Source organism: Mesorhizobium sp. M0938, assembly GCF_040319125.1.
Classification (GTDB): Bacteria; Pseudomonadota; Alphaproteobacteria; order Rhizobiales; family Rhizobiaceae; genus Mesorhizobium; species Mesorhizobium robiniae.
In genome coordinates, this window is the sequence record NZ_JAMYNS010000002.1 from 1 (window position 1) to 21,066 (window position 21,066).

Sequence of the window (21,066 nt, forward strand, 5' to 3'; positions counted from 1 at the left end):
GGCGCGGTGGGCCCGGGGGGGGCGGCCGAAGCCCCGGGGGGTGTGGGGGGGGGGCGGCGTGGGGGGGGGGGCGGGGGGCGCCTCCCTTGGGTGGGCCGGGCGGGGCCCCGCCCACCGCTTCACTTCAGGCGCGCCGGCACGTTTCGAGCTTGGGCGCTACCGACTGCCGCTCGCCGGCCTTGGCTGGCTGGTGATCGGTTTCATCCTTGTGCTTCCGGCTTGCGCGCTACTGGCGACGTCGCTCGTCCCGTCGTTCGGCGTGCCGCTTGGCTGGGAGACGATGACCGCGTCCAACTATGCCGAGGTTCTGGTCCGCCAGGCTTCGACCGTTCGCGCCTTCCGCAATTCCCTTCTTTTTGCCGGTAGTGCCGCACTGATCCTCGCCATCGGCGTCATACCGGTGACCGCGGTGCTCGAACGGCTCGGCCGGCGCTGGCAGCGCCTCCTCGGCGGCGTCGTCGACCTGCCCTATGCCGTCCCCGGCGTCGTGCTTGCGATAGCCTGCATCCTCTTGTTCCTGCGCCCGCTGCCGCTGATCGGCAGCCTCTATGCAACGGCATCGATCATCGTTGTCGCCTATGCGATGCGGTTTTTCACGCTTGCCTTGAAACCGGTGGCGACCGCGGTCGGACAGATTTCACGCGATCTCGACGAGGCGGCGGCGGTGTCGGGAGCCGGAACCCTTCGCCGGCTAGTGACGATAACCGCTCCGCTTGCGGCACCCGCAGCCGTGGCCGGCGGGCTGCTCGTCTTCATGAGCGCCTTCAATGAGCTGACGGTCTCGGCCCTGCTCTGGTCGAGCGGCAACGAGACGCTTGGCGTGGTGCTGTTCAGCCTCGAGGAAGCAGGTTTGGGAACGCAGGCAGCCGCGATCGCCGTTTCCACAATTGCCGTTGTCGTCGTCCTGCTGCTTGTGCTCGACCGGTTCGGGCGGCGACTTCCATCAGGCGTCTTGCCCTGGCGGTGACGCATACCGCCAATGTGCGGGCAGGGAGGCAAAATCCTCTCGCTCAGTCCCGACTTTGAGAGAGCCTGCCGCTGCCGGCGCATCTCGTTGCGCTTGGCCGCCGCTGGGGTAACTAGGCGCCGGAGCCGCCCTCCTCCTCAGCTTCTTGCTCAGCCGCCGCTGCTTCCAGTTCAAGCCGCTCCAAATGGGCCCTGATCTCTTCGGGCTCGGCATGCTCGAGCCCGACGACATTATTCCTCGTTTCGTTCAATCCGACGATGATTTCATCGAGCTTCGCATGGATGGCAGCAGTGTCGCGATAGCCCTGGATCAGGACGACGCCCGTGATCAATATCGCAGCTACCGAAAGCGCAAAGGTGATTACATTTGTCAGCCCGAAAGGAACCATCGCCGTGCACGCTATCATGACGGCGATCAGCATATAGAAGCCGGGGGGACGAGACAGAAAGTCCGCAATCACATAGAGAAATCGGTTCATGCGAATCCCCAGACAAACATCGCCCGATTGGGGCCTGATTTCAGGTGCGCGTCAATCGCGCACTCTCGGCCGTCCTGATACAGGCGCGGGCGGGACTCTGCCTTCTGAGCGAGCGCTTGGAACCAGGGTCAACCCGCGGCGTTTGCCGTTCTCACAGGAGAAAAGCCATGCGCGACAACGATCAGAACTTCAAAAGCAAGTTTTGGGACTCGATCCGTTCTGACATGACGGCAATGATCGGCGTTCCAGGCGTCCGCCCTCGACCAATGACAGCGCAATTCGATGGTGACCGCAACGTCATCTATTTCTTCACTGCGAAGGACACCGACCTGGCCGAAGCCACCGCAGATGGAAAAGAAGCGACACTAGTCTATGCCGCCAAGGGACATGACCTGTTCGCCACTGTCGAAGGCACACTGAGGATCGACAACGATCGGGCGGTCATCGACCGCTTGTGGAACCGCTTCGTCGCCGCTTGGTTCGAGGGAGGCAAAGAGGATCCGAAGCTCTGCTTGCTCAGGTTCGATCCTGCGGACGCCGAAATCTGGAAGGATGCATCCAGCATCGTCGCCGGGGCAAAGCTTTTCCTGGGGATGGGCGACCCGAAAGAAGACTACAAAGACAGCGTGGCAGAGGTCCGCATGAAGTAACGGCACGCGTTAGAAATCGGGCCTCATGCAGCGTCCTTGCGTCGGCGCGCCTCTTGCTGACGCGCTCGTTGCGATTGGCGCCCAACAGACTCGTCATCTCGGATAATACGATTTGGCGACGCCGCCGTCTGCGATCTACGAGTTCAGGCACCCCATTCGCCCACCTCTTCTGCGATCGTAGCCGAAACGTCCTGGCTTCATAGGTGCGATACAACAGCCTGATTTCGGCGCTTTGCTATCTGGTGACGTAGCTTGAGCCACCTCAGGTGTCGGGGATGATCCACGCATCCGAGACCGCTATGTGCACCTTCTTGCCGGTTGCCAAAACCTCGGCGCTTTCGATCAGCAGTTCATGCCCCGGCCCCCCTTCCGGCGCCGACAGCGCCAGCCGCACCTCATGAACCGGGCCTCTATAGATGCTGTCGAGCACCGTCGCCGGCATGCCCTCAGGTGAAATCCGCAGCGCTTCCGGCCGCAGCAGGATATTGACCGGTCCGGACGATATCCCGGCGCTTCGCGCCGCAAAGCGATATCCTGCAACGTCGACCGTTGCGATTCCCTCGGCATGATCGATCACTGTCCCCGCAACGATGGAACCGCGCCCGACAAAGCCGGCAATCGTGGCATTGGCCGGCGCGCGGTAGACCTCCCGAGGCGCCGCCGCCTGCAGCACCTTGCCTCGGCTCATAATGGCAACGCGATCGGCCAGCGCCAGGGCCTCGGCCTGGTCGTGGGTGACATAGACGATGGTGGCGCCGGTGCGGCGATGGATGTCGCGAAACGCGTCGACCATCGATGCGCGCAGATGCATGTCGAGATTGGCGAGCGGTTCGTCGAACAGGATGATCCTGGCGTCGGCAACCAGGCAGCGCGCCAGCGCGACGCGCTGACGCTGGCCGCCGGACAGTTCCTCGATGCGGCGGCCTTCAAATCCGTTGAGCCCGACGATGTCGAGAACAGCGCCGACACGGCCGGCGATTGCGCCCCGTTCGACGTGCCGGGCTTTCAGCGGATAGGCGACGTTTGCCGCGACATCCATATGGGGCCACAGCGCATAGGACTGGAAGACGACCCCGACGCCGCGCGCTTCCGGCGGCACCTGCCGCTGCGGATCGGCCATCAATTCCTTGCCGAAGAAGACGCTGCCCTCGCTGGGCGCCTCGAAGCCGGCGATCAGCCTCAGCATCGTGGTCTTGCCGCACCCGGAGGGGCCGAGCAGCGCGGTGAAGGAGCCCGCCGCGAAGTCCAGCGAAACGGCGTCAAGTGCTGCGGTTTCGTTGAACCGCTTGCTGAGACGCTCCACCTTGATTTCGCTCATGCTTTACCCATTGGCGTATCACTGCGCCGCGCGCCCGTTGTTCCGCAACCAGAGCGGCCCAATGCATGTCGCGCAAAGGTGCGCAGCGGTTTTGCGATAACGAAATGCATACAAAAAGACCTTAAAGCGCGTCGCGTGAATCTCATCAACGCGACGCGCTTTAAGGTGGGCAATACGTTGGAAATTCGACCCTGACAATGACGGCGGAACTGACGCCCGTGCTTACTGCGCCGTCCAGCCGCCATCCATCGGCAAGGTCGTTCCAGTGATCTGCTTGGCTGAATCCGAGCACAGGAACAGCGCCAGTGCAGCAAGCTCCTCGACGGTGACGAACTCCTTGGTCGGCTGTGCCGCGAGCAGCACATCGTGCTTGACCTGCTCCTCGGTCATGCCGCGCGCTTTCATCGTGTCGGGAATCTGCCTTTCGACCAGCGGCGTCCAGACGTAGCCGGGCGCGATCGCATTGACGGTGATGCCGTCGAGTGCCGCCTCCAGCGCCACCGTCTTGGTCAGGCCTGCTATGCCGTGCTTGGCCGACACATAGGCTGATTTGAACGGCGAGGCGACCAACGCGTGCGCCGACGCAGTGTTGATGATGCGACCCCATTTGCGCGCCTTCATACCGGGCAGCACCGCCTTGATCGCATAGAAGGCGGCGAGCAAATTGATACGGATGATGGCTTCCCATTTGTCATCAGGGAATTCCTCGATCGGCGCGACATGCTGGATGCCCGCATTGTTGACCAGGATGTCGAGACTGCCGAAGGCCTCCTCGGCCTCGCGTACCATGGCGCTCACCGCTGCCCCGTCCATCATGTTGGCTCCCGAATAACGGCATTTGACGCCGAAATCCGTTTCGATGCCGGCGCGCTCCTGCTCGATGGCGGCTGCGTCGCCCAGGCCGTTGATGGTGACGTTGGCGCCTTCGGCGGCGAAGGCACGGGCGATGCCAAGCCCAATGCCGCTGGTCGAGCCGGTGACGAGCGCGTTCTTCGAAGACAGGAAACCCATGATGATCTCGCGGGAAAGAGAGGAAACAGGACAGACTTTGTGCGTCGCAGCCGGACAGTGCCACGGCCATGTGTCGGCGCGATTACAGCGATGCGACGCGCCCTTAGCCCTCTGGAGCCACGGTCGTCAGGCTGACACGGCAGTGTCATGGCGCCGTGCAACATAATCCCCTGCGCACTCGCGCGGTCGTTCCAGAATGGATGGGGCTATAGCTTGGAAATCGCCGATGTCATGAAGCGCGCCTATGCGATGCCGCTCACCAACCCGTCCTTCCCGCCCGGGCCCTATCGTTTCTTCGACCGCGAATACGTTATCATCACCTATCGCACGACGCGCGAAGCCTTGGAGGCGGTGGTGCCGGCGCCACTGGAGATCGATGAGCCGCTGGTCAAATACGAATTCATCCGCATGCCCGATTCAACCGGCTTCGGTGACTACACCGAGACCGGCCAGGTCATCCCCGTGCGCTACAAGGGTGAACACGGCGCCTACGTCCATTCCATGTTTCTCGACGACGACGCGCCCATCGCCGGCGGGCGCGAGCTCTGGGGTTTTCCGAAGAAGCTCGCCAACCCGAAGCTTGTGCATGAGGGCGAGGTGGTGGTCGGTACGCTGCATTATGGCAGCGTTCTGTGCGCCACCGGCACGATGGGCTATAAGCACCGGCCGGCCGATCATGACCAGATCCTCGCCTCGCTTGCCCAGCCCAACTTCCTCATCAAGATCATCCCGCATGTCGACGGCACGCCGCGTATCTTCGAACTGGTGCGCTATCATCTCACCGAGGTGACGTTGAAGGAGGCCTGGACGGCACCGGCGGCGCTCGATCTCCGGCCGCACGTCATGGCCGACGTGGCGCGCCTGCCCGTGCTCGACATCGTCTCGGCCGTTCACTTCACCGCCGATCTGACGCTTGGGCTAGGCGAGGTGGTTCATGACTATCTCGCCGACCGCACCTGACCGCAGAAACCATTCGGAGGCAAAGCCGTGCTTGAACGCAACCGCAAGAAGGCAATCGCCGCCACCATCGAGGAAATCTCGGCGCAATACGACCGTGTAGCGCTGGTGTTTCAGGGCGGCGGTGCACTCGGCGCCTATCAGGCCGGTGTCTACCAGGCGCTTGCCCAAGCCGGCTGCGAGCCGACCTGGCTCTCCGGCGTGTCGATCGGCGCGATCAACGCATCGATCATCGCCGGCAACGAGCCAAGCCGCCGGCTGGAGCGGCTCGAGCAATTCTGGCAGACGATTTCGGGGCGCAAGATCTGGGCCTATACGCCCGAGGGCGACATTTACCGCGATATCCGCAACCGTACCAGCTCATGGATGACGATGACCCTGGGCCAGCCTGGCTTCTTCAAGCCGCGCCACCCCAACCCGTGGTTCGAGCAGCCGGGTGCCGAAGGCGCCACCAGCTTTTATGACACGGCCGAGTTGAAGGAGACTTTGGAAGGGCTGATCGATTTCGACATCCTCAACGACGGCAAGAAGCGGCTCAGCGTCGGTGCGGTCAACGTCAGAACAGGCAACTTCGTCTATTTCGACACCGAGAATGTACGCATCGGGCCCGAGCACATAATGGCGAGCGGAGCACTGCCGCCGGCTTTCCCGCCGGTCCGCATCGAGGGCGAGTATTACTGGGATGGCGGCATCGTTTCCAACACGCCGCTGCAATATCTTCTCGATCAGGAAGAGGACCGCAGCTCGCTGGTGTTCCAGGTCGACCTGTTCAGCGCGCGCGGCGCCTTGCCGCGCGGCATGGCCGATGTTTTGTCGCGGCACAAGGACATCATGTATTCGAGCCGCACGCGGCAGAACACCGACAATTTCCAGCGCATCCACGCTCTGAAGATGAAGCTCCTCGATGCGCTGAAACGCGTCCCGGCCGAATTGCTGAAGGAAGGAGAGAAAGAGCTGATCGCGGACTATTCGGATGCCGGCGTGGTCAACATCATACACCTGATCTATCAGCACAAGGGCTACGAGGGGCACGCCAAGGACTACGAATTCTCTGGCACTTCGATGCGCGAGCACTGGGAGATGGGGCTCGAGGATACGCAGCGGACGCTACGCCATCGCCAATGGCTGGTCCTGCCGACCAATATCGAGGGCGTCGCCATCTACGATTTGCACCGCGACGATCCGACATGATGCGTGTCACTCAAACCTGCTCTCGAGTTGACCCGAGGGTGCGCACCGATTTTGGATAGGCCGGAAGGATGCGCTGGCCCGCATCGGACGAGAAACCGTCGGCCGGACCGGCTCTGATGGCATCCTCGACCTATCCCGCAATCTCCAGCAGGGAGGATACCAGCAACCGACGTTCGTCATGTGAAAGGACGTCCGAGTCGAAGAGGTTCATGCTGCGAAGCCCTTCGATAGCGAGGTAGCAGACAAGGAGCGCCTTGAGATCCGGTGTCTCTCCCTTGAGCCGCTCGAAAACCTGCCGTCTGAACGATTTTATCGGGGTCAGAAAATCGGGATCTTCGGCGATTGCCGAAAAGATCCAGGAGGCCGACGGTTTCGACTCCTCGGCATGTTCGGCCGAAAGCTTGATGTAAGTCGCAAGCGGGCTTTCACCGGTGGCGCCGGCCGTGCGGGCGGATTCCAGCGCCCGCTCGAAGGCGCGCAGATAATCTTCCACCAGCGCCTGCATCAGTTTCGCCTTGGTCGGGAAATTGTACAGCAAGCCGCCTTTCGATACGCCGGCTCGGCTGGCAACCGCATCCAGCGACAGGCTGCCAGGGCCCGACTCGCGCGCCACATCAGCGGCAGCGGCGAGAATCTTCTCACGCGAATTTACTCTGCGGGCTTTCATCAATCGCTCCCCATACATTAGCTTACGCGGAATTGACAAGACCGTCCAGACGGTACAGTAAGAGCGCCATCATTTGAAATCGGGACCAGTCACAGCTATGTGTTCCGGTCATCCGACCGTTATACCGGGCCGTGGCCAAGGGGACTGTTCGTGATCAAGCGCTTCATCATCGCCTTCATTCTGCTCGTGCTGGTGTGCGGCGGCATCGTCGGCTTCAATTTGTTCCGCGACAATGCAATGCAGCAATTCTTCGCCACGATGAAACCGCCGGCCGCGACCGTGTCGACGACAATCGTCAAGCCGACGAACTGGATGCCGGGCGTCGAGGCGATCGGCACGGTCAGTGCTGTACGGGGCGTCGACTTGACCGTCGAGACCGCCGGCATCGTCAAGGACATCCTGTTTCACGCCAATCAGAAGGTTGAAGCCAATGCGGTTCTCCTTCAGCTCGACGATGCCGCCGAACGCGCCGATCTCGATGCGACGAAGGCACAAGCAGCGCTAGACCAGACGGCGTTGACGCGTGCCCTTGAATTGCAAAAACGCGGTGTCGGCTCGGAATCGACGCTCGACTCGGCGCGGGCCGCCGCATCGGCTTCCACTTCGCAGGTCAACAGGCTGCAGGCGGTGCTCGAGCAGAAGCTGCTGACCGCGCCCTTCAGCGGCACCGTTGGTATTCCAAGGATCGATCTCGGCCAGTATCTCTCCCCCGGCACTTCCGTAGCGACGCTGCAGGATCTGGAGACGATGCGGGCCGATTTCTCCGTTCCCGAACAGCAGCTTCCGCTGCTGAAGATCGGCCAGACGGTGCGGCTGGGCGTTGGTGACGGCGAGTTGCCGTTCACCGGCACCATCCGCGGTATCGACCCCAAGATCGACCCGGCCAGCCGGCTGGTGACGGTCAGGGCCGAGGTCGCCAACCCTGAAGGCAAGCTGACGCCTGGCCAGTTCGTGCAGGTGCGCGTCGAACTGCCCGAGGAAAACAACGTACTGACGGTGCCGCAAACCGCGCTGACTTCAAGCCTGTACGGTGACTTTGTCTTTGTGGTGCGTCCGGCGAAGCCGGCCGCGACCAATGGCGCCGCCCCTGCTGCTGCGAAGCCGGAGGAAAAGCCCGCCGCGGATACTGCGAAGCCAGCGGCCGAAGCGCCCGCGGCAAAACCCGAGGAAAAACCGGCGGCTACCGCGGCCGAACCGACGGCGGAAGAACAGAAGCCGCAGCTCGTGCTCGCCCAGGTGTTCGTCAAGCCCGGCCGCCGCAACGCCGGCCTGGTTGAAATCCTGGAAGGCATCCAGCCCGGCGACGAAGTCGTTACCGCTGGCCAGAACCGGCTCTCCAACGGCATGTCCGTTGCCGTCGACAACACGATCGACCCGACCAAGCCGGCAAACCAGCAGGCCCAGCAATGAGCTTTTCCGACCTCTTCATCCGCCGCCCGGTCCTTTCGACCGTGCTCGCCTTGATGATCCTGCTTTTGGGTTTCCAGGGCATCTTCAATCTTTCGATCCGGCAGTATCCTGAGGTTGAAGAAACGGCCATCACGATCACCACGGCCTATCCCGGCGCCAGCGCCGACCTGATCCAGGGGTTCATTTCCGCGCCGATCGCCCGTGCCGTCGCTTCGACCGAAAACATCGATTACGTCACGTCGGCGAGCCGGCCGTCCTCCAGCACCGTGACGGTGCAGATGAAACTCGGTTCCAACCCCGACATCGCGCTGAACGAAGTCTTGTCGAAGGTGCAAGGCGTGCGCGGCGATCTGCCTGACGAGGCCGAGGACCCGGTGATTGTCAAGGGCACCGGCGAGCAGTTCGCGATGATGTATATCTCGATGCAGAATCCGAACATGACGCCCGAACAGCTCACCGAATATATCGAGCGCGTCGTGCGGCCGCGCATGTCGACGGTTGAGGGTGTCGCCGACGTGCAGATCTTCGGGGCCGCCGAATATTCGATGCGCGTCTGGATCGACCCGATAAAACTGGCGGCGCGCGGCGTGACGGCGTCGGAAGTGCTGACCGCCATCAACGAATCGAATTTTCTCTCCGCGCCCGGCAATACCGAAAACGAGTATGTGGCTTCCTCGATCACCGTCCGCTCGACGCTGCAGACGCCGGAGGCCTTCGCCGCCCTTCCGCTCCGCTCCAACAACGGCAATGTGGTGAGGCTGCGCGACGTCGCGCGCGTCGAGCTCGCCGCTGCAAACACCGACACCAGGGTCAGCTTCAACGGCAAGCCCGGTATCTTTCTGGCCATCTTCCCGACGCCGGCCGCCAATCCGCTGACGACAGCAGGGGCTATCCACGAAATTGTGCCGACGATCCAGGAGACGCTGCCGCTCGGCATGACGATCGAGATCGTCTACGATTCGACCGAGCAGATCAGCGCCTCGATCGAGGAGGTGTTCAAGACCATCGGCGAGGCGGTCATCATCGTCATCGTCGTCATCCTGCTCTTCCTCGGCTCGTTCCGGTCGGTGCTGATGCCGATCGTGACCATTCCGCTGTCGCTGATCGGCGTCTGCTTCCTGCTGTTTACGCTGGGTTACTCGATCAACCTTTTGTCGTTGCTGGCTATGGTGCTGGCGATCGGCCTCGTCGTCGACGATGCCATCGTGGTCGTGGAAAACATTCACCGCCACATGGAAGAAGACAACATGTCGCCGATGCAGGCGGCCTTCAACGGCATGCGGGAGATCTCGTCCGCCGTCATCGCCATGACGATAACGCTCGCCGCCGTGTTCGCGCCGCTGGCCTTCACCGGCGGCCTGACCGGCGCGTTATTTCGCGAGTTCGCGGTGACGCTTGCCGGCTCGGTGGTGATTTCGGGTATCGTCGCGCTCACCATCACGCCGATGATGTCGGCACGCATCCTGAGGGCCGGCTCGCACAGCCGCTTCCAGCGCATTGTCGACAGCACGTTCGGACGCGTCGAGAACATCTATGAGCGGCTGGTCAGCGGCTCGTTGAAATATCGCCCGGTGACGCTGATGATCGTCGTCGCCCTGGTCGCCACGACCGGCTTCATGTTTACCAAGACCGCGAGCGAACTGGCGCCGGAGGAAGACCAGGGCTTTCTGCTTTCGCTGGTGACCGCACCGCGCTACGCGACGTCGGACTATACCGAGAGCTACGTCAATCAGATCCTCGGCCTGGTCGACGACCTGCCTGAGACGCGGGCACGGTTCTCGGCAGTCGCCTTCGGCGGCGGCCAGACGAACAGCGCTTTCGTCGGTTTTGCGTTCAAGGACTGGGCCGAGCGTACGCGCAGCTCGAAGGAACTCCAGGAAGACATCACGGGCCGGCTCGGAAAAGTGGCGGGCGTCGAAGCTTTCGTCTTCGCACCGCCGACGCTGCCCGGCTCCGGCGGCGGCCTGCCGATCACGATGGTGGTGCGCTCGACCGGCGAGGCCTCCCAGGTTTACGAGGCGGCCGAGGACATCAAGAACAAGGCACAGGCCTCCGGCCGCTTCCTGGTGGTGCAGAATTCGATGACTTTCGATGCGCCGCAAGTGACGGTGACGATCGACCGCGACCGCGCCGCGGCGCTCAACTTGCCGATCGCCGACATCGGCCGGACGCTGACGCTCCTGGTCGGTGGCGCCGAAGTGGCGCAATTCGACCGCGAATCCAACAGCTACGACATCATCCCGCAGGTGCCGCAGAACTTCCGCGACAACCCCGAAAAGCTGGCCGAGTATTTCGTGCGCAGTGCGTCCGGCGAGATGGTGCCGCTCTCGGCGGTGGTGAAGATTTCGAACAACGCCTCGCCGGCGGTGATCGAGCAGTTCAACCAGTTGAACTCCGCCACGATTTCCGCTCTGCCATTGCCCACCGTCACCACCGGCGACGGGCTGAGAACCATCGAGGACATCGCCAGGGAAAGCCTGCCCGACACCTTCTTCATCGACTATACCGGCCAGTCGCGGCAGGAGAAGGAACAGGGCTACACAATCATCATCGCCTTCGCGGCAGCCGTTCTCGTCATCTATCTGGTGCTGGCGGCGCAGTTCGAAAGCTTCCGCGATCCGTTGATCATCATGATGTCGGTACCGCTGTCGATCTTCGGCGCGATCGTGCCGCTCAATCTGGGGCTGGGAACGCTCAACATCTACACGCAGGTCGGCCTGATCACGCTGATCGGTCTGATCACCAAGCACGGCATTCTTCTGGTCGAGTTCGCCAACCAGCAGCGCGAACTGCACGGGATGCGGCGGCGCGATGCGATCATCGCCTCGGCCAAGGTGCGTCTGCGGCCGATCCTGATGACGACGGCGGCGATGGCGCTCGGCGTGGTGCCGCTGATCATCTCCAGCGGCGCGGGTGCTGCGGCACGCTATTCGATGGGCCTGGTGATCTTCACCGGCATTCTGGTCGGAACCATGTTCACCCTGTTCGTGGTGCCGATGTTCTACACCTTTATCGCCAGCAAGGACTTGCCGCATCACGCCGAGAAGCCGGACCCGAAGCTGATGCCGGTGCCAATTGATTGATTAACGAAAAAGGCCGGAAATTCCGGCCTTTTTCGTGAGCGATGTCCGACCCGGCATGTGCTTGCACCGGCGGGCGGATCGTCTTTGGCTATTTATTTGATGATGACGATCCGGGTGTTGGCCGGGCCGAAAATCTCGACAAGCTGGTAGAAATCGGCGGCATTGGCCGGGTGCAGCCGCACGCAGCCATGCGAGGCCGGCTGTCCCAGGCGCTTGACGAAATTGGTCGCATGGACAGCGTAGCCGCCCTTGAAGAAGACCGAATGCGGCATCGGCGCATTGTCGTATTTCCTCGAATACCACATTTGGTGCATGCGCGTCGGCTTGAACGAGCCAGTCGGGGTGACATACCCCTTGCCGCCGGTCGAGACCTTCCACGCGAAAGTCGGCCGCCCGTCGACCAGGACTTCCATCGTCTGCTGCGAAAGCGAAATTCGCGCCACGATCTGATTGGCGGCCCGACTGGTCGCATGGGCAACGCTGTTGCCTGCGCCGAGCAGAAGAACCGCACCTGTGACGGCAACGGCAGCGATGTTGATGAGCTTGGCGGAAATGGCAGTGTACATGAGATCCCCCTGTCTACCGGACGTGGCCGGCTCCAATTCGATGACCGGCTTATCGTTTGGTGATGTTTCGAATTGATTTCGTATCGCAGCCATTTGTGTTTCGGATCTGTTTCCTCTGGTTAACAGCCGGGAATCCTGTCCCGAGGCGCATCCCAAGCTGGAACCAAGGACAACGCCGTCGGCTGGCCAGCTCGGACCAGCGAAAAGATACAGTCATCGCCAAACGAAAGCGCGGTCTTCCCTCATATGAAAGAAATTTGACCTGCTTCGAAACCAATTTGCAACCAAGCGCGCGAGCTGGCGGCATGATCTGGATACAGGCCACACGCAGAGTTGACCCAACGAGAACAGCCGGCACAAACGAAGATGAACCTGCAATCGAACGCAACATCCTGGCTTTTCGGGATAAGCATAGCCACAGCGATCGTTGGCGGCGTCGGCACCCTAGCCGGCGGCCCGACGACGAAGCTTGCGGGGATGACTTCAGGCGAAGTTTCGACGCTGCATGCCGCACTGTTTTTCGCCACGGTCTGGATCGTATCCAGCCTGCGCATTAACCGGCTCAAGGCCCTCTGGCGGGTCGGTTTTGGGCTGAAGAAGATGCGCGGCCCCTCCGGCAACTTGCAGCCGAGAGGACCGAAGGCCCGCGCCGCGACGGGGGGCTCCGCTGGCGGCGCGGGCGCTTCGGGGGTTTCCCTGAAGTGAGCCTGAAACCGAATTTGGGAATGAAGAGATGAACACGAAATTTGCTGCTACGGTGCTTTCCGCACTGCTTTACGCGCAGGGCCTGCTCGGCTTTGCCGGCCTCGCCACCGTGCTCCTGAAAGATCGGGCCCATGCCAGTGAACTCGGCACGGCCAACGAGATACCGTCAGGTCCGTCGCTCCTCGTGGTGCGCTGAGTGGAAGCGCATGACCCCGAAATCGGAGACGATTTTCGCTGGGAATCATGCGCAGAATTGAAGGGCTGCAGCAGCCTTTGTGAGTCAGCCCAGCCGTTAGTCGGCGAACTGCGTCGGCGGATCGAACCGGTAGCCCGCACCACGTATGGTAGTGATGGTTTCGGTGTCGAGCTTGCGGCGCAGCCGCACGATCCGCGAATCGATCGAGCGATCGAAGGCATCAGCATTCTCGGCGGGCGCGGCGGCGATGATGTCGTCCCGCGTCAAGACCTTGCGCGGGCTGGCCAGGAACAGCCTGAGCAGCGCCACCTGACCCGGCGACAATTGTTCTTCGGTGCCGGAGCGATGCATGACCATGGCCGACCGGAGGTCGACCGTCGCGTTCTCCAGCACCACCAGTTCCCCGGCATTCCTGCCGCGCCGCGCCAGCAAGCCGCCGATACGGGCTGCGAGTTCCCTGACGTTGAGTGGGCTTTCGACAACGTCGGCAGCACCAAGTTCGAGCGCCAGCACTTTGTCGACGAGATCGGCCGGCCGGCAGATCAGGATGAAATCCGGACCGCCCTCGCCGCCATGGCGTCTGAGCAGATCACGCCCTTCCGCTTGGCTGAGGCTGTCGCCGACGACGACGACATCGATGTCCTTTCCGGAAAGCAAGGATTCGGCCTCCCACGGCTGCCGCACCGCCCGCACGTCGTGACCGCGCCGCTTGAGATGGTCGGCGAGATCGGTCGCGACCACTTCGGCGACGGAAACAAGCGCGATGATCGATCGTGCAGCCATTTTTTGCGACCCTGCAACCGGCAACCCAAGATGAGCGCTGGACATGATGTTTATACCCAATCTACTTTCCGCTGAAAGCGGGAGCGAGAGCATAGTGCGGGCACGAATTGTCATCGTCGAGGACGAGCCCGATCTGAGGGACGCGGTCGCCGAGTATCTCGGCGCCAGCGGCTACGATGTCGCCACGGCCGAGAGTGCCAGCGCCGCGCGAACCTTGCTGGAGACGCAGTCGTTCCATTTGGCCATCCTCGATATCGCCATGCCCGGCGAGGACGGCCTTTCGCTCGGCCGCTGGCTGCGCTCGAAAATGCCGATCGGCATCATCTATGCCACCGCCGCCGGCACCGCGCTCGACCGCATCGTTGGGCTGGAACTCGGCGCCGACGACTATATCGTCAAGCCTTACGAGTTACGCGAAGTGCTGGCGAGGGTGCGCAGCGTGCTGCGCCGCGTTCCGCAGCCGACCGAGCCGCAGGGCGCCAAGGCCGAAGCAACTGCCAACCGCCGTTTCATGAGCTTTGGCTCCTTCCATGCCGATCTCGACGGCAGGTTTGTCACCGGCGCCAATGGGACGGTCATCGACATGGCCAAGAGCGAGTTCGACGTGCTGGAGGTCTTCCTGACACGCGCCAACCGATTATTGACGCGTGCGGCGATCTCCGAGGCGATCGGCTTCTTGGAAGATACTGAATCGTCGCGCGCGGTAGACATCCGCATCATGCGGCTGAGGAAAAAGATCGAGGCGGACCCGGCCAATCCGAAATTCCTTCGCACGGTCCGCGGCGAAGGCTATATCTTCTCGCTGCCGACCGGCGAAAGCAACTGAGCGGCGCCACCACTGGCACCACTCTGGCCTGGCGTCACTCCGGCCTGACGTGACTCTGGCCTGACGTGGCTCTGGGCAGGCATGATTCTGAATGACGATTGACCATGACGGTTGAGGCAACACGCACCGATATGCAAGGCGTCAAGCAGGGCGCGGCGATGGCTGCTGTCCATATCGTTCGCCGGCTTCGCGAAGCTGGCGACTGGCAGCGCGAGATCGAGAACATTCTTGAAACGCTCTGCGGGCCCATGGATTGCCAGCGCGGGATCCTGTTTCGTCTGCGCGAGCTGCCCGGCCAGGGTTTTGCCCAGTCGGTCGCGGCCTACTGGATCAACCCCCGATTTGGCGGCGAACTGGCATCGCCGACCGTGATCGTGCAGTCGGTGGTCAATTCGGACCCACTGCTGGAGCGGCTGGCCGAGGACGAGCGGCAAGGCAAGATCTTCGCTGGACACACGCGCAACCTCGAAGGTTTTCTGAGAGCCGATTTCGAAAAGCAGCACATCAAGTCGTTCCTGTCGGTGTCCGTCTTTGCGCATGGCCATCTGTGGGGCACGCTGGCTGTCAACGATTGCGTGAACGAGCGCGAATGGACCGACGAGGAAGAGGCAACGCTGCACATCGTGGCACTGGCCATAGGCGACGCCATCGAACGATCGCTTTCCGATGCCCATGCCAGCGAAGTCATCCGCCGCACCATGCTGCAGGCTTCGCTCGACGCCATCATCGTCATCGACGAAACCGGTTCGATCATCGAATTCAATCCCGCCGCTGAAAAGATGTTCGGCTACCAGCGCAGCGACATCCTCGGCAAGGACCTGCTCGACACCGTCGTTCCGGAATATTATCGCAAGGGCTATGTGTCGGGCGCCGAATATATGTCGGGCCGCGGCGCGCCGATGGTCGGCCAGCGGATCGAGACCGTCACCCAGAATGCGGCCGGCGAGGTCTTTCCGATCGAGCTGACGGCGACCGAGATGCGGGTTGCCGACCGGCGCCTGATCTTCGGCTCGATCCGCGATCTGCGCGACAAATTGCGTGCCGAGGAGGAAATCGGCCGGCAGCGTGAAAAACTGCACCAGAACGAGAAGATGGCGGCGATGGGTTCGCTGCTGGCCGGCGTCTCACACGAACTCAACAACCCGCTTGCCGTAGTCGTCGCCCAATCGACGCTGCTGCACGAATTCGCCTCAGACCCACAGACCAAGGTGCGGGCCGAGAAGGTGCGCGCCGCCGCCGAACGTTGCGGCCGCATCGTCAAGAGCTTCCTGTCGATGGTTCGCCTGCACCCCGCGTCACAGGCCGAGACCGACCTTAACCAGGTCGTTCGCGCTGCGCTCGAAGTGACCGCCTACGGCGCCAGGTCCAGCGGCATCATCATCGACACCGATTTCGCCAGCGGCCCGCTGCTGGCCATGGCCGACGCCGACCATGTGACGCAAGTGGTCGCCAACTTCCTCATCAACAGCCAGCATGCTTTGGCCGGCATTGCCGGCGACCGGCTGATCAAGGTCCGCACGTTTCGCAGCGACCGCGGCAATCCCTGTTTCTCCGTTGAGGACAACGGGCTGGGCGTGCCGGAAGCGATACGCTCCCGCATCTTCGAATCCTACTTCACCACCAAACCGGTCGGCGTCGGCACCGGTATTGGCCTGTCGATCTCGAAATCGATCATCGAACGGCACAGTGGCAATGTCTGGTTCGAGGAAGTTCTGCCGAGGGGCGCGCGTTTCGTCGTCCAGCTGCCGGCGATCTCCGCCGGTGCGGCCACTGCCGGCGAAGGCCCGGTGCGATCGAGCGGATTGCGCCATGCTCTGATCATCGACGATGAGCCGGATGTCGCCGCCTCATTGTCCGACATTCTGGAGTTGATGGGCATCAAGTCGCGGATCGTGCCGGCCTGGGCATCGGCCGCCGCGACCTTGACCGGCCATATGCCGCCGGACATCGTCTTTTCCGATCTGCGCATGCCCGGCATCAGCGGCATATCGATCTATCGCGAACTGCTCGCCGAAATGCCTGATCTGGCGCGGCGCTTCGTGCTGGTCACCGGCGATCTGATCGGTGCGAAAGCCGAAATCGAGGCGTTGCCTGCGCCGCAGCGGCCGCAGATCTTGGAAAAGCCGTTCAGCACGCTGGACGTGCGCGGCGTGCTCTCTGCCATTGCCGAGCAGGTCGCCCTAGGCAGCTAAGGTTGGATTGTAGAACCCTAAAAGAAAGCTCCCGACCGGCGATGCGGCGGGAGCTTGCCTGGAGCGCTGGAGGTCGCTCGGGGCCTCAAAAAACGTTCGGCGTACCGGTGGCTGGCGCGGCATTGGCGATCACGCGGACCGCGCGAGCCTTGTGGATACCGGACTGCTCGGCGATGACGCGCAGGCAGTCCGCACTCTCGGCGCCCCAGGCCTGCCCCTTGCAGACAAAATCGATCTCCGGCATCGGCAGGCGCGAGGTCTTTGTTGTGGTCGGCGCACCGTCGACGATGTTTGCCGGCGGGTTCAGCGACGCGAAGGCTGGACCAACCGTCGGCGCGAACGCCATGCCGGCAAATGCGGCAGCGGCCAGCACCACGAACAGCGCCATCGGATGATCGTTGGCGCGCTGACGCAGCGCCAGTCTCGGCCGCCGATCGTTGCGCTCCGGAGCTTGCAGACGGAGATCACGATAGGCAGTCTGGATTTTCGTATACATCGCCGTTCCCTTCGTTGACTTTCTTTTTTTGATGAAACGAACCTAGTCGCGCTTTGTAACAGGCCAACGATGATGCGTATTCGGCATTGTAACGGGCGCGAAACCGATGTTTCGGACACGTCCCGGAAAACCGGTCACAAACCGCAGAGCGGTGACGCTTCAAGTCTTGCTGATTGCAGTCGGGAAGCGCGCCATTTGAGCATCGGACGGGGCAAACCCCTGAGTGGCCTTTTCCACCGTCTGGAGCTCTATTTTTCCACGCCGTTTTCACAGCTCAAGCCGAGACGGGCACGACTATTCGAACCTTGGCTAACACCCGGATTTCTTGGGGATTTCCACAGCCTTGAGCATTTCGATCTCGGCCTGGAAAGCCGAAGGGGGCTGGCACCAGGAAAATCATCAACTTACTCAACCCGTTGCATTTCAAAGAAAAATATGATTTTATTGAATGAGTATTCAACAAAAGAAGAGCCTTTTATGAACCCGCACCTCCGTGACGTGGCGATCCCCAACAATTGGGACCGGCGGGGTCTGCCGGGCTGGAGCTATCATTCCAACGCCCTTCTCGAACTCGAGAAAGAGTACGTCTTCCGCAACCATTGGCAGATCGCCGGCCACATCAGCGACGTGCCGAACGCCGGCGATTATCTGACCATGGACGTGGTCGGCGAGCGGGCGCTGATCGTGCGTGGCAAGGACGGCGTGGTGCGCGCCTTCAACAATATGTGCCGCCATCGCGGCAGCCGCGTCGTCGCCGACAGCCAGGGCACCTGCAAGAATGCTCTGGTCTGCCCTTTCCATGGCTGGGTCTATAATCTCGATGGCACGCTGCGGGGCGCTGCCCGTCCGCGCTCTTTCCCGGATCTCGACAAGACCGAATTCGGCCTGATGCCGCTCGATCTCGAGATCTGGATGGGCCTCATCTTCATCCGCTTTCGCAAGGGTGGCCCGCAGCCGCCGGTGGCCGAGATGCTGAAGCCGATCGAGGCCGAGATCGCCCATTACGGTGTCGCCGAGATGGTGCCGTCCTGGGGTATCTGGACTCAGAAGAGCCCGGTCAACTGGAAGTCGGTGCGCGATGTCGACAATGAGGGCTACCATGTCGCCATGGCGCATCCCGCATTGCAGGATCTTTACGGCGCGACTTATTTCGACGAGCCGTTCATCAACGGCGTGTCACGCTCCTTCGCCACCTACAATCCGCATGCCGGACGGCGCTGGAGCGTCGCGCAATACCTCAAGATCGCGCCAGAGGCGACGCATCTGCCAGAGCATCTGCGCAAGGCCTGGATCTACTACGGCATCTTCCCCAACAACGCGCTGTCGATCATGCCGGAATCCGTGCAGTTCTACCAGGAATTCCCCCTGTCGACGGGCGAGACGCTGCTGCGCGGCGCCATCTACCGCTATCCCGACGAGACCAGGGAGCAGGCAGCGGCGCGTTATCTCGCCTACCGCATCGATCGCGACACCATGAACGAGGACGTGCAGCTTTCCGTCTGGTCGAACGAATCCATGCTGTCGGAAGCGTTCGGCGGCTTTTATCTCTCCGACCTCGAATATGGCGTGCGCACCCACCACGATCATCTGCGCAAGCAAATCCCGGTGCTCGGGCTAGAAACGGCGCCGGAGGAAAAGGATATGTGGGCGCTCAACGACGCATTGAGGTCGCAAGTATAAGGCGAGGCGCCGAAGCTGCCATCTCCCCTCTTGAGGGGGAGATGGCCGGCAGGCCAGAGGGGGTCGCTTCACATAGAACGCCAACCTCGATCTACCGCAGTAGTCTCGCCCGGTCGGGCCGACCCCCTCTGTCGCCTTTGGCGACATCTCCCCCTCAAGGGGGAGATCGGCTCTCACCCCTGCCACGCCCCTTCGCTCCGCAAATCGTCCATCGTGCGCGAAATGCCCTCGCGCAGGATCGACACCATGTCATCGATCTGCTCTCGCGTAATGATCAGCGGCGGCGACATCACGCACATGTTGATCAGCGGCCGGACCAGCAGGCCAAGTTCATGGCAATGCGCATCGATGCGCTTGCCGACATCCTTGTCGAGCTGCAGCGGATCCTTGCTTTCGCGATCGGCGACGCACTCGACGCAAGCCATCAGCCCGAGGCCGCGCACTTCGCCGACCAGCGGCAGCTCTTCCAGCGTCTTCAGTTGCGCCTGGAAATAGGGCGCAACCTCACGCGCGTGCGTCAGCACGCTTTCTTCCAGGATATCGAGGTTCTTCAGCGCCACCGCGCAGCCGACCGGATGGCTGGTGTAGGTCAACCCATGGCCGAACATGGCGTCCGGATGGTTTGAGCGGCGCAGCTCCTCGAGAAACCGTTCCGAGATGATGACGCCGCCAAGCGGGAAATAGCCTGACGTGACGCCCTTGGCAAAGGTGATCATATCAGGGTCGATGCCGAACATATCGCCGGAAGCAAAGACATGGCCAAGCCGGCCGAAGGCGGTCACCACCTCATCGGAAACATAGAGAATGTCGTTGTCGCGGCAGATCTCGCGGATGCGCTTGAGATAGCCGTCTGGAGGCACGACGACGCCACCCGACGCCTGCACCGGCTCGCCGACGAAAGCGCCGATCCTGTCGGCTCCGACACGGGCGACAGTATCGCGGAATTCGTCGACCAGGACATCGGTGAAGGCTGAAATGCTCATGCCGCGCGGGCGGCGGAACGGATCGGGCGACGTCAGTTTGACGACCAGATCGTCGGCGCCGTCCATCCAGTCGCGATCGCGCGGGCGCCCGTTGAGCGAGGCCGACAGATAGGTCGAACCATGATAGGCGCCGCCCCGGCTCAGGATCAGCTTCTTTTCCGGACGGCCGCGGACATTGTTGTAAAACTGCATGAAGCGCAGCGCCGTCTCAACGGCCGAAGAGCCGCCGGTGGTGAAGAAGACATGGCTGAGATCGCCGGGCGCATGACCGGCGATGCGCATGGCGAGTTCCGCAGACGGCGCGTTCATCGTGTACCACGGCGTGTTGTAGGACAGCGCCATCGCCTGGTCGTACATCACCTTCGCGAGCTCCTCACGGCGGTGGCCGATATTGATGCACCACATGCCGGCCGGCCCGTCGATCAGCTTTTTGCCGGTGCTATCGGTGATGTGGATGCCGTCGCCCTCACCGATCAGGGCGCGCGCCTCTGCGCCGACCGAGCCGGCGAACGGCCAGGGCTGCACGAGGTGGCGCTTGGCTAGCTCGACGGCATCGGCGGGCCCAGCCGTTTCAGTCGCCCTCAAATCTCTTGCAGCCGCCATCCGTCGCCTCGCATTGTTTCGTCGCAAATACCATCTGACACGAAGCCCGGCGCCAAGCACCGGAAAAACTAGTCTTCTTCGTCACATTCTGAATGTCCGTTCAATCAATATTGCAGAAATAGCGCTTGATTTCAATCGGCGGATGCGCGCATGATGAAAGAAAGCCGGCAAGCTCGGAGCGCGACCAGCAAAATGGTTACCGGTTTTGCTTATCGATCGCGCTCCAGGCACATAATTGGGAACAAGCCGCCGGAACCAATGGGATGGCGAATGGCAGGACAGTCCGAGCCAGAAACCGAAATCG

19 protein-coding genes are annotated in these 21,066 nt (G+C 62.1%); 11 read left to right on the top strand and 8 right to left on the bottom strand.

Annotated elements, in window-relative coordinates; all coding sequences use genetic code 11:
• Positions 1-58 precede the first annotated feature (58 nt).
• Positions 59-967 (top strand): ABC transporter permease, encoded by a 909-nt coding sequence (locus tag NKH73_RS02630; protein ID WP_352927697.1) that lies wholly within the window; start codon positions 59-61, stop codon positions 965-967.
• 112 nt (positions 968-1,079) lie between these two features.
• Here NKH73_RS02630 and NKH73_RS02635 read toward each other — a convergent pair whose 3' ends face one another.
• Complete coding sequence (locus NKH73_RS02635; RefSeq protein ID WP_352927700.1) at positions 1,080-1,445, bottom strand: low affinity iron permease family protein; 366 nt, start codon at positions 1,443-1,445, stop codon at positions 1,080-1,082.
• Positions 1,446-1,612: 167 nt separating this feature from the next.
• On the opposite strand from NKH73_RS02635, the gene NKH73_RS02640 reads away from it, so the two are divergent.
• Entirely contained in the window at positions 1,613-2,095 is a 483-nt protein-coding gene (locus NKH73_RS02640) for a pyridoxamine 5'-phosphate oxidase family protein (RefSeq protein ID WP_352927703.1), read from the top strand.
• A 262-nt stretch (positions 2,096-2,357) separates the two neighbouring features.
• On the opposite strand, the gene NKH73_RS02645 is transcribed toward NKH73_RS02640, so the two are convergent.
• Positions 2,358-3,413, bottom strand: a complete 1,056-nt coding sequence (locus NKH73_RS02645; RefSeq protein WP_352927706.1) for an ABC transporter ATP-binding protein — start codon at positions 3,411-3,413, stop codon at positions 2,358-2,360.
• A gap of 222 nt (positions 3,414-3,635) precedes the next feature.
• Positions 3,636-4,424, bottom strand: coding sequence for a 3-hydroxybutyrate dehydrogenase (locus tag NKH73_RS02650; RefSeq protein WP_352927709.1), 789 nt, complete (start codon positions 4,422-4,424; stop codon positions 3,636-3,638).
• 213 nt (positions 4,425-4,637) lie between these two features.
• Between NKH73_RS02650 and NKH73_RS02655 the strand changes: the two genes are divergently transcribed.
• Positions 4,638-5,384: an acetoacetate decarboxylase gene (locus NKH73_RS02655; protein WP_352927711.1), complete on the top strand. Its 747-nt coding sequence runs from the start codon at positions 4,638-4,640 to the stop codon at positions 5,382-5,384.
• 27 nt (positions 5,385-5,411) lie between these two features.
• A complete protein-coding gene (locus NKH73_RS02660; RefSeq protein WP_352927714.1) occupies positions 5,412-6,572 on the top strand; it encodes a patatin-like phospholipase family protein in 1,161 nt (386 codons plus the stop codon).
• Positions 6,573-6,702: 130 nt separating this feature from the next.
• Here NKH73_RS02660 and NKH73_RS02665 read toward each other — a convergent pair whose 3' ends face one another.
• The gene (locus NKH73_RS02665) at positions 6,703-7,239 is read right to left on the bottom strand and encodes a TetR/AcrR family transcriptional regulator (RefSeq protein ID WP_352927717.1); all 537 of its coding nucleotides are present in this window, start codon (positions 7,237-7,239) and stop codon (positions 6,703-6,705) included.
• A gap of 150 nt (positions 7,240-7,389) precedes the next feature.
• On the opposite strand from NKH73_RS02665, the gene NKH73_RS02670 reads away from it, so the two are divergent.
• Both NKH73_RS02670 and NKH73_RS02675 read left to right on the top strand, forming a co-directional pair.
• Complete coding sequence (locus tag NKH73_RS02670) at positions 7,390-8,649, top strand: efflux RND transporter periplasmic adaptor subunit (protein WP_502894148.1); 1,260 nt, start codon at positions 7,390-7,392, stop codon at positions 8,647-8,649.
• The gene (locus NKH73_RS02675; RefSeq protein WP_352927720.1) at positions 8,646-11,732 is read left to right on the top strand and encodes an efflux RND transporter permease subunit; all 3,087 of its coding nucleotides are present in this window, start codon (positions 8,646-8,648) and stop codon (positions 11,730-11,732) included. The genes NKH73_RS02670 and NKH73_RS02675 overlap by 4 nt, the downstream gene beginning before the upstream one ends.
• A 92-nt stretch (positions 11,733-11,824) precedes the next feature.
• Here NKH73_RS02675 and NKH73_RS02680 read toward each other — a convergent pair whose 3' ends face one another.
• Positions 11,825-12,298, bottom strand: coding sequence for a L,D-transpeptidase (locus tag NKH73_RS02680; RefSeq protein ID WP_352927723.1), 474 nt, complete (start codon positions 12,296-12,298; stop codon positions 11,825-11,827).
• 366 nt (positions 12,299-12,664) lie between these two features.
• Here NKH73_RS02680 and NKH73_RS02685 point away from each other — a divergent pair, with 366 nt between their 5' ends.
• Positions 12,665-13,003, top strand: coding sequence for a hypothetical protein (locus NKH73_RS02685; protein WP_352927726.1), 339 nt, complete (start codon positions 12,665-12,667; stop codon positions 13,001-13,003).
• A gap of 28 nt (positions 13,004-13,031) precedes the next feature.
• Complete coding sequence (locus tag NKH73_RS02690; protein WP_352927729.1) at positions 13,032-13,199, top strand: hypothetical protein; 168 nt, start codon at positions 13,032-13,034, stop codon at positions 13,197-13,199.
• A gap of 96 nt (positions 13,200-13,295) precedes the next feature.
• Here the strand turns inward: NKH73_RS02690 and NKH73_RS02695 are convergent, their stop codons facing one another.
• Positions 13,296-13,982, bottom strand: coding sequence for a winged helix-turn-helix domain-containing protein (locus NKH73_RS02695; protein ID WP_352927731.1), 687 nt, complete (start codon positions 13,980-13,982; stop codon positions 13,296-13,298).
• 46 nt (positions 13,983-14,028) lie between these two features.
• Between NKH73_RS02695 and NKH73_RS02700 the strand changes: the two genes are divergently transcribed.
• Both NKH73_RS02700 and NKH73_RS02705 read left to right on the top strand, forming a co-directional pair.
• Positions 14,029-14,808 (top strand): response regulator, encoded by a 780-nt coding sequence (locus NKH73_RS02700; RefSeq protein ID WP_352928751.1) that lies wholly within the window; start codon positions 14,029-14,031, stop codon positions 14,806-14,808.
• 104 nt (positions 14,809-14,912) lie between these two features.
• A complete protein-coding gene (locus NKH73_RS02705) occupies positions 14,913-17,000 on the top strand; it encodes a PAS domain S-box protein (RefSeq protein WP_352927733.1) in 2,088 nt (695 codons plus the stop codon).
• Between the two features lie 85 nt (positions 17,001-17,085).
• On the opposite strand, the gene NKH73_RS02710 is transcribed toward NKH73_RS02705, so the two are convergent.
• Complete coding sequence (locus tag NKH73_RS02710) at positions 17,086-17,496, bottom strand: hypothetical protein (protein ID WP_352927736.1); 411 nt, start codon at positions 17,494-17,496, stop codon at positions 17,086-17,088.
• Between the two features lie 477 nt (positions 17,497-17,973).
• On the opposite strand from NKH73_RS02710, the gene NKH73_RS02715 reads away from it, so the two are divergent.
• On the top strand, positions 17,974-19,176 hold the full coding sequence (locus NKH73_RS02715) for an aromatic ring-hydroxylating oxygenase subunit alpha (RefSeq protein ID WP_352927739.1): 1,203 nt from the start codon (positions 17,974-17,976) through the stop codon (positions 19,174-19,176).
• 173 nt (positions 19,177-19,349) lie between these two features.
• On the opposite strand, the gene NKH73_RS02720 is transcribed toward NKH73_RS02715, so the two are convergent.
• Positions 19,350-20,762, bottom strand: a complete 1,413-nt coding sequence (locus tag NKH73_RS02720; RefSeq protein WP_352927742.1) for an aminotransferase — start codon at positions 20,760-20,762, stop codon at positions 19,350-19,352.
• Positions 20,763-21,066 lie beyond the last annotated feature (304 nt).

Excerpts from the sequence above, each read along its gene's own strand:
- NKH73_RS02635 (WP_352927700.1), bottom strand. The coding sequence starts at position 1,445 with ATGAACCGATTTCTCTATGTGATTGCGGACTTTCTGTCTCGTCCCCCC.
- NKH73_RS02640 (WP_352927703.1), top strand. The coding sequence starts at position 1,613 with ATGCGCGACAACGATCAGAACTTCAAAAGCAAGTTTTGGGACTCGATC.
- NKH73_RS02645 (WP_352927706.1), bottom strand. The coding sequence starts at position 3,413 with ATGAGCGAAATCAAGGTGGAGCGTCTCAGCAAGCGGTTCAACGAAACC.
- NKH73_RS02650 (WP_352927709.1), bottom strand. The coding sequence starts at position 4,424 with ATGGGTTTCCTGTCTTCGAAGAACGCGCTCGTCACCGGCTCGACCAGC.
- NKH73_RS02665 (WP_352927717.1), bottom strand. The coding sequence starts at position 7,239 with ATGAAAGCCCGCAGAGTAAATTCGCGTGAGAAGATTCTCGCCGCTGCC.
- NKH73_RS02675 (WP_352927720.1), top strand. The coding sequence starts at position 8,646 with ATGAGCTTTTCCGACCTCTTCATCCGCCGCCCGGTCCTTTCGACCGTG.
- NKH73_RS02680 (WP_352927723.1), bottom strand. The coding sequence starts at position 12,298 with ATGTACACTGCCATTTCCGCCAAGCTCATCAACATCGCTGCCGTTGCC.
- NKH73_RS02685 (WP_352927726.1), top strand. The coding sequence starts at position 12,665 with ATGAACCTGCAATCGAACGCAACATCCTGGCTTTTCGGGATAAGCATA.
- NKH73_RS02690 (WP_352927729.1), top strand. The coding sequence starts at position 13,032 with ATGAACACGAAATTTGCTGCTACGGTGCTTTCCGCACTGCTTTACGCG.
- NKH73_RS02695 (WP_352927731.1), bottom strand. The coding sequence starts at position 13,982 with ATGGCTGCACGATCGATCATCGCGCTTGTTTCCGTCGCCGAAGTGGTC.
- NKH73_RS02700 (WP_352928751.1), top strand. The coding sequence starts at position 14,029 with ATGTTTATACCCAATCTACTTTCCGCTGAAAGCGGGAGCGAGAGCATA.
- NKH73_RS02705 (WP_352927733.1), top strand. The coding sequence starts at position 14,913 with ATGACGGTTGAGGCAACACGCACCGATATGCAAGGCGTCAAGCAGGGC.
- NKH73_RS02710 (WP_352927736.1), bottom strand. The coding sequence starts at position 17,496 with ATGTATACGAAAATCCAGACTGCCTATCGTGATCTCCGTCTGCAAGCT.
- NKH73_RS02715 (WP_352927739.1), top strand. The coding sequence starts at position 17,974 with ATGAACCCGCACCTCCGTGACGTGGCGATCCCCAACAATTGGGACCGG.
- NKH73_RS02720 (WP_352927742.1), bottom strand. The coding sequence starts at position 20,762 with ATGGCGGCTGCAAGAGATTTGAGGGCGACTGAAACGGCTGGGCCCGCC.